This window comes from Streptomyces odonnellii (genome assembly GCF_000981895.1).
Classification (GTDB): Bacteria; Actinomycetota; Actinomycetes; order Streptomycetales; family Streptomycetaceae; genus Streptomyces; species Streptomyces odonnellii.
Map to the genome: position 1 here is coordinate 1 of NZ_LATD01000238.1, position 7525 is coordinate 7525.

Genomic DNA, 7525 nt, shown 5'->3' on the forward strand with positions numbered 1-7525 from the left:
CGTCAGCTGTGTATAAGAGACCGCCTCCTGCCCCTGGTGACCTCGTGACCGCCCCACCCGCCAAGACCCGGCGCGGCCTGCTCATATCGGTGGACGGACCGGGCGCTGTGGGGAAGTCCACCATGGTCGCCGCGCTCACCACCGAACTCCGAGCCCGCCGAGAGGCCGTCTGGTCCACGCGGGAACCGACCGACACGCCGCTGGGCAACCTAGCCCGCCACGGCACCGAGGAGTACCGGGGCATGCCGATGGCCTGCCTCATCGCCGCCGACCGGTACCAGCACCTGACCACCGAGATCGCCCCCGCCCTGCTGCGCGGCGAGATCGTGCTGTGTGACCGCTACATCGCCTCCTCCCTGGTCCTCCAGCGCATGGACGGCCTCGACCCGCACGTGATCTGGGACCTGAACCGCCACGCCCGCCTGCCGCACCTCGCACTCCTCCTCATCGCCGACCCCGACACCATCGCGGCCCGCCTGGCCTGCCGGGGAGCCCACAGCCGGTACGAACGCATACCGCACAGCAGCCACATCGAGCACACCCTGTACGCGGATGCCGCTACATTCCTCCGTGGGATCGGCGTGCGCGTACGAGAACTGGACGCGACCACCGCCGACCCCGGCACCCTCGCCCGCACCGCCGCGGCCGAGATCACCGCACTGCGCACCAGGGACCGACCGTGACCGACCAGCCCCACACAAGCGTGCTGACGTTCAACCTCAACAACCCGTCGAGGGAACGCGCCGAACGTCAGCTCGTCTGGTTGGCCGCCCGCCCCGAACACGTACTCGTCCTCACCGAGACAGCCGACAGCGCCGGCTGCCAGCTCCTCGCCCACCGGTTCGAAGCCGCCGGGTATGCGGTCGTCTTCCCCCGGCCGGAGCGCGGCGAGCGCGGCGTCATGATCGTCAGCCGCCTCGCCACCGAAGAAGTCGGCCCCAAGGTCGGCTACCTCCCGCACCGCGCCGTCTCGGTCACGGTGCAGACCGCGGACGGCCCGCTCGGTATCACCGGCCTCTACGTGCCCTCCCGGGATGCCACGCCGGCAAAGACCGCCCGCAAACGGGACTTCCTCGCAGAATGCCGGGCAGCCCTCCCCGCCGGCAGCACGCGGCCCGCCCGGCTGGTGATCGGGGACTTCAACCTCCTGGAGCCCGCGCACCGGCCGCGGTACCCGTTCTTCCGGCCCTTCGAGTACAGCTTCTACACCTGGCTCGGCGACGCCGGATACGTTGACGCCTTCCGCCGCATCCACCCTGACGCCGCCGAGTACTCCTGGGTCGGCAAGACCGGCGACGGCTACCGCTACGATCACGCCCACGTCACTGCCAGCCTCGGCGGCTCGGTCACCGCATGCACCTACCTGCACGACGTACGCACGGGACCCGAGCGGCTCACCGACCACTCGGCTCTGTCCCTGCAACTCGCCCTGCCGCCTGCCCCGGCCTTGCTAGTGTCCGACCCGACCACCGCACCGGACCAGAGCGCACTGTTCTGACCCCGGGCACGCATCAGCACCCTCGGAGAAGCGCATGGACCACAGCAGCTGGACCACCGTCGAACGGCTCACACGATGGCTCGACCACTCGGCCGAAGATCTGGGGCTGCCGCCGGACACCGTCAGGCTGCTGCGCGTACTCAAAGTCACTGAGGAAAACGGTGAGGTCGCCGAAGCCATTCATGGAGCGGCCTTTGGATCGACTCACACCTGGGACGACGTCGAGAAGGAGCTGTGCGGCGTCATCTTCACAGGGATGGTCGCCCTCGTCGGCCTCACCTCCGACGCACCGACAGTCTTCGAGAACCACCTCGCGCACATCGCTCAGCGTTCGCTGACCACCGTCTGACCGGCCGCGGCAGCGAATTCCGCTGCCTGGCCAGTAGAGGAGTCCCGTCCGCTGGACCGGGAGCAGATCGTGGCGCTGCTGCGGCAGCTCGACCAGCAGGAGATCGACCGGATGGTCGATGACGTGCTGGATTCCGAGGTGAACACTTCCGTCCTGGACCCGCTGACCCGTACGGATCTGCTCCGGCTGCGCCGCCAGCTCGCCGGCCTGCCGACGGAACTCGACCGCGCGGGACGCGGCGCGGCAACGTGACCGGCAACGCAGTGACGAGGAGCGGGCCGATCGCGGGCGCCAGGGCAGCGTGCTGGGTGTTGCCTCGGTCGTGCTCTTCGGCCACCTCGCGCCATGTCCGGAGATTGTGCTCTCCGATGCCGTCCCGTACCTCCACTCGATAGCCGACACGTACGACGTCCTGTGAGGTGCTTTCGGTGCCTTGGACTTCACAGACCCAGGTGGACTGCTGTTCGGGGCGGCCGCTGCCCTCAAACCGGGCGGTTAGGGTCCGGCGTGTATCTGGCATGCCCACAGGCTGGGCGTCTGGGGATAGGCGGCGCGCAGGGTGAGTACGGCGCCGTGCAGGGCCTCGGCTGTGCGGGCGACGTCGAGCGTGCCGTCGCGCCGGTCCAGGGCGTCGTAGACGCCGAGCGCTACCTCCCTCCCGATCACGTCGTCGACGTGCCACAGGGAGCCAACGACATGGGGGAAGCCCGCCATCTGAAAGGCGCTGACGATGTGGACGGCCTCGTCGGCGAGCTCGGGACTGGTGACCAGGGTGTCACAGGAGGACAGGTAGGCGAGCCGGACCGACGGCAGCCGCAGCCGGGCCAACTGGCGGACGGTCAGCGGGCGTTCGGCGTGGTCGTGCAGGACGAGCCGGCTGCCCGAGGCGCGTTCCAGGTCGCCTAGGGCGTGGCAGGCGAAGTGGGCGTAGGCGTGCCGGTGCAGGGCCGACACGACCGCGGAGTGGGTGGCGGCTGCGTCCGCCAGCAGCTCCGCCCCGGGAAGCAGGCGGGCCAGATGGTCGGCCTCGCTGCGGGCGCCCGGGAGCGCGGCCTGTCCGGCGGCCTCGGCGACACTGACGATGAGGGTCCCGCCGCCCGCCGGGCGGGCGGCCCGCAGACGGGCATGATGCAGGGCTCGCAGGGTCGGCGTGTACGAGGAGATCACCCGGTCCAGGGCGCCGGGAACGGCGTCGGTGTCCGCAGGGGCCGCCGCGTGCAGGGGCAGTGTGCCCAGGAGGCCGCCGGGAGACCACCAGACGCGCGCCGCCCCGGGCAGCCGTTCCAGGACCGGGCCGGTGACCGCCCGCCACAGCCAGGCGAGGGTCTCCCGTACGTCCTGCTGCGCGCGCTGGGACTGCTTGCGCGAGGATTCCGGTGCGCTGATGCGCACGAGCGCGTCCTGGAAGGTCCGCCGGCGCGTTGCCGTCGTTTTCTGGTCGAGATCCGGGAGCGGTACGGCGTCGATGGCGTACTCGGTGACGACCAGGGCGTGACTGCCGTACGGGGAGACGTTGACCAGGACCACCGGGCCTGCGGCTGCGGTGGCACGCAGTTCGCCCTCGTCCCAGTCCCGCACGGGCCGCAGCAGGCCCAGTTCGGGATGCTCGGCGCGGATCCGGGCGGTGAGGTCGCGCCACTCGGCGGCCAGTCGCTGCCGTACATCGGCGCGGGCGTCGACAGGGCCGGGCGGTTCCTCCGGCAGGGGCCCCAGGTTGTCGGTCGCCGTGTCGAGGACCTCCCGGAGCTCTTCGAAGCGGTCGGCGAGGCCGGGCGCGGTCTCCCGGAGCCGGGTCAGATCGCTGTCGGCGTCGAAGGCGTGGGAGAGGATCACGCCTCTCGCCTGTTCGAGCAGGCCGACCGCAAGTCCGGGCCGGCCGCAGCGCACCGCGCACGCAGCGGCGGCGGCGCCCAGCCCGACGGTACGGCTCAGCAGGAACTCCTGGTCTTCACGGACGAGATGGCGGGGCGCGACGGAGTGCAGCAGATCGACCGCCACGACATAGCCGTCCAGGGCGCCGACCCAGTCACCCAACTCTGCCCGGACCTCACCCCAGTCCCGTGCGGCGTCCAGGCGCAGGGCGGGCGCGCACTGCTGCTCCAGGGCTGCTTCCCGGAACCGCTCGGCCGCTTCGACCAGATCGGCCTGACGGCGACGCCGGCGGAGCCCCACACCGCGCAGGGTCCTGCCCAGGTTCGCCAGGCGCTGGGTGCGTGTGGGGTGGCCGGACGGGGTGGCCTCGACCGCCCGGCGGTACAGCTCGACCACCTCGTCCTGGGCGGCCGACGACAGCAGAGTGCGGGGGGTCAGGAGCCGTGCGTTCGCGGCTACTGTGAGGGCACTGGGCAGGTCGGGGGAGTGAGGAGGCAGTGCCGCGATCACCGAGTCGGCCAGCTCGCGTGCCTCACGTACCTCGTCGATCCGCATCGTCTTCGCGATGCGGATCAGCAGGGCGACGGCGAGGTTGTGGCGGCGCCGGGGCAGCATCGGATCGCCCTCCGCAGTGAGGGCGAGCCCCTGCCCCAGGAGCCGCACCGCCTCGTCGAGCCGGGCAACGGGGTCGGGGGCACGCTCGACGCCCGCCATGAGACTGAGCCCGGTCGAGCTCGCCAGCGCCGCCTCGTGCGCGCGGCCCATGCCCGGGAGCTCGGCGGCCCGGAGCCGGCACGCCTCGGCCTCCCGCAGGTCGTCGCCGTCCTCGGTCAGCCGGTGCCGCAGACTCAACGCGGCACCGAGGTTGAGCAGCCGCAGACCCAGCGACCCGTGCCCCTTCCGGGTGAGGGCCACCGACTCCCGATGGGACTGTACGGCCCCGTTCAACTCCTCCAGCTTCCCGGAGCGCTGGAAACAGGCCATCAGCACCAGACCGAGGTCGTCGAGTGCCGCAGGACGGTCCGGATAGTCCGGTGCCATGAGCTTCTCGGCCCGGCGAAGTTGGCGCAGCGCCTCGTCCAGATCCGCCCCGTTCGCCCTCGGGTCGCGCAGGTAGCGGTTGTACAGAATCATCGCGGGGGCGATGAGCGGCAGTTGCGGGCCGTCCGCCGCCTCCGAGGATGCCATGGAGAGGCCGGTGAAACCGAGTGCTGCGTCCAGATCGGCCTGGGAGCCGGTCGCGACGGAGCGGGCACGCAGGGCATTGCCCAGAGCGTTGCGCAGGGCGGCTGTCTCTCCCTGATTCCCTGCCACCCGCAGCGCATCGGTGAACACGGCGATCGCCTCGTCCAGATCCGCCACCCGGCCGGTGTGGTGCGCCCTGAGAACGAGCGCCATGCCCAGGTCGTGCCCGGCCGCCGCGGGTCCCTTCAGGTGGCCGTCGACGGCCCGGCGGCACACGTCCACCACCTCGTTGCACTGCTCGGGCGTCGCGCCCTCCACCTGCCGCAGCAGCACCAGCGCCTGTCCCAGGCCGCCGAAGCCGTGGGGGAGATGCGGGTGGCCGGGCGGCAGTTGGGCCAGTACGTCCCGCGCGATGCCCACCGCCTCGTGCAGGTCCTCGGCGTCGTGTGACTCAAGGTACCGGTCCAGGACCAGGCGGCCCAGACCGTCGAGGACGAGGACCCGTTCGGGGGAGGCAGCAGGGATCCGCCTGAGGGCACCGCGGACGAACCGGACCGGATCCGCGTCGGGCCGGTGCCCGAACGGCCACGTCGCCCCCGTGAGGGTCATGAGGTCAAAGGCACCTCTGAGCCGGCCCGGGAACCAGGGGTCGTACTCCGGCGTCGCGAATACCGCGAGACTGGCGAGCCCGATCGCAGTGGCGACCTGAGCATCGCGCGAGGGCGACATGGTGTCCAGCAGTACGGCCATCTCGTGGAGCCTGCGAACGGACTCGGAAGCGCCCGGCGGCGGGCTGTGCTGCCGCCCCTGCGCCACGATCTCGAACGCGGCGGCCTGGGCCGCCCACTCGTGGGGACCGTCCGCGTTCGCCGGGTCGGGGTGGATGACTGGATCGTTGGCCTCGTAGCCCGCCGCCAACTGCGGCGGCACCAACGCCGGACCGGCGACCCACACCGGGTAGAGCAGGGTCCCTGCCATGCACCCGTGTACGGCGCCACGGTGCCCGGGGTCGGCCATCGCACGCGCGACACACAACCAGCCAGCCGCGTGCCGGGCCTCCATGTCGGCCCTTGTGTCGCAGGTCCGCAGCAGTCCCCGCAGTTCGGCATCCGCAGCGGAGCCGAACACCACGTCCGCGTCCACACGCCCGTCCGCCGTCCCGGCCCGGTCGAGACGCACACGAACCGCCTGAAGAAACCAGTCCCGGTCGTACCTCAAGCCGTCACCCCCAACGTCGCTCCCGACAGCATGTCAACTCATGCTCAACTCCGCTTGATCTCCGGCACACTTGAACCATGACTGCATCCGCCCCCTCCCCTCACGCCGACGGTCGGGCCGCGGCGGTGTGCGCCCTGCTCGGCTCGCCCGATGACATGGAGGACCGCGACGTCCGGGATCTGGCCGAGCGAGCAAGGGATTTACTGCGGTCGGGCGCGAGCGCCGACGAGCTCGCCACCTGCTACCGCGACCTGGACATGGCGCTACGCCGATCCGGAGACGCACGGGGCCTGGTCAACGAGTCCCGGAGTGCAAGAATCCCCGGCATCTCGCACGACATCAAGGTGGCTGTATGTCCAGGACCGGTCCAGTGCACCCGGGTCGAACGGGCCCGCGACCTGCTCCCCGCCCCGCCCTGCGCCGTCAACGGCGCCCGTATGCACAAGCGCCGTCTGGGCCCCGGCCAGTGAACCCGCCGGTATGAACCCTCTCCTCGCCACTCTGGGCGGCAAACTCGCCGAACGCTGGCTGAATCTGCTGGTCCTACCCGGCGCCCTCTTCCTCGCCGCCACGGCCGTCGCAACCACCCTGGGACACCGCCACTGGCACGACATCGACCGGCTGCACACCACGCTGGACGACCTCGCGACCCGACCCGCCCTCGACCGTGCCGGTACCGCCGCGCTCCTGGTTTCTCTCGTCCTGCTCGCCGCGACCGCGGCATCACTCACCGCGCAGTTCCTCGGCAGCGCGATCGAGCGGTACTGGCTCCGGTTCGGCCGCGACCCGCTATCCCGTGCCCTGACCGCCCACCGCACCCGCAGGTGGCGGGACCTGGACACGCAGTACGCGGAGGCCCACGAGGGCATCTCCGCGCCCAACGGCCACCCGTCGGCCCCGCCGGACGTCCGGGCGCGCATCGAGAACCTCGCCGAGGCCCGCGACCGCGTCGCGCTGTGCAAACCGACGCGCCCCACCTGGTACGGAGACCGCGTCCAAGCGACGGCGGAGCGCGTTCACACCACCTACGGAGTGGACCTCGCCGCCCTCTGGCCACGGCTGTGGCTGATTCTCCCCGAACCCGCCGTACGCCAGATCCAGTCCACCCACGACTCCTTCGCCGCCGCAGCCCGCCTCGCCGCCTGGGCCATGGGCTACGCCCTGCTCGCCTGCTGGTGGTGGCCAGCTGCCGTAGTCGCCGTCTGCTGCGCGGCCGTCGCCCGCTCCCGCGCCCGCGACGCCTTGGACGCGTTCGCCGAACTCATCGAGGCCGCGGTCGATGTCCATGTCCAGGAACTGGCCGAGCGGGTCGGCCTGATCGGGGCGGACTCGGCGGTGTTGGGCCATGGGGTGGGAGGCCGGATGTCGGAGCTGTTCAGGAAGGCCGGGTGACGGGGCGGGCG

At 71.5% G+C, this 7525-nt stretch carries 7 protein-coding genes; 6 read left to right on the forward strand and 1 reads right to left on the reverse strand.

Annotated features, from left to right (window positions below):
* Positions 1–44 precede the first annotated feature (44 nt).
* From tmk to WH07_RS22000, 4 genes are all read left to right on the forward strand, one after another.
* Positions 45–683, forward strand: coding sequence for a dTMP kinase (gene tmk / locus WH07_RS21985; protein ID WP_046502730.1), 639 nt, complete (start codon positions 45–47; stop codon positions 681–683).
* Positions 680–1498: an endonuclease/exonuclease/phosphatase family protein gene (locus tag WH07_RS21990; RefSeq protein ID WP_046502733.1), complete on the forward strand. Its 819-nt coding sequence runs from the start codon at positions 680–682 to the stop codon at positions 1496–1498. Before tmk ends, WH07_RS21990 begins: the two co-directional genes overlap by 4 nt.
* A 34-nt stretch (positions 1499–1532) precedes the next feature.
* The gene (locus WH07_RS21995; RefSeq protein WP_046502736.1) at positions 1533–1847 is read left to right on the forward strand and encodes a MazG-like family protein; all 315 of its coding nucleotides are present in this window, start codon (positions 1533–1535) and stop codon (positions 1845–1847) included.
* Between the two features lie 69 nt (positions 1848–1916).
* Positions 1917–2099, forward strand: coding sequence for a hypothetical protein (locus WH07_RS22000; protein WP_046502738.1), 183 nt, complete (start codon positions 1917–1919; stop codon positions 2097–2099).
* Between the two features lie 243 nt (positions 2100–2342).
* On the opposite strand, the gene WH07_RS22005 is transcribed toward WH07_RS22000, so the two are convergent.
* On the reverse strand, positions 2343–6083 hold the full coding sequence (locus tag WH07_RS22005; RefSeq protein WP_079023440.1) for a CHAT domain-containing protein: 3741 nt from the start codon (positions 6081–6083) through the stop codon (positions 2343–2345).
* Positions 6084–6199: 116 nt separating this feature from the next.
* Between WH07_RS22005 and WH07_RS22010 the strand changes: the two genes are divergently transcribed.
* On the forward strand, positions 6200–6592 hold the full coding sequence (locus tag WH07_RS22010; RefSeq protein WP_046502743.1) for a hypothetical protein: 393 nt from the start codon (positions 6200–6202) through the stop codon (positions 6590–6592).
* A gap of 10 nt (positions 6593–6602) precedes the next feature.
* The gene (locus tag WH07_RS22015) at positions 6603–7514 is read left to right on the forward strand and encodes a hypothetical protein (protein ID WP_046502745.1); all 912 of its coding nucleotides are present in this window, start codon (positions 6603–6605) and stop codon (positions 7512–7514) included.
* Positions 7515–7525: the final 11 nt, after the last annotated feature.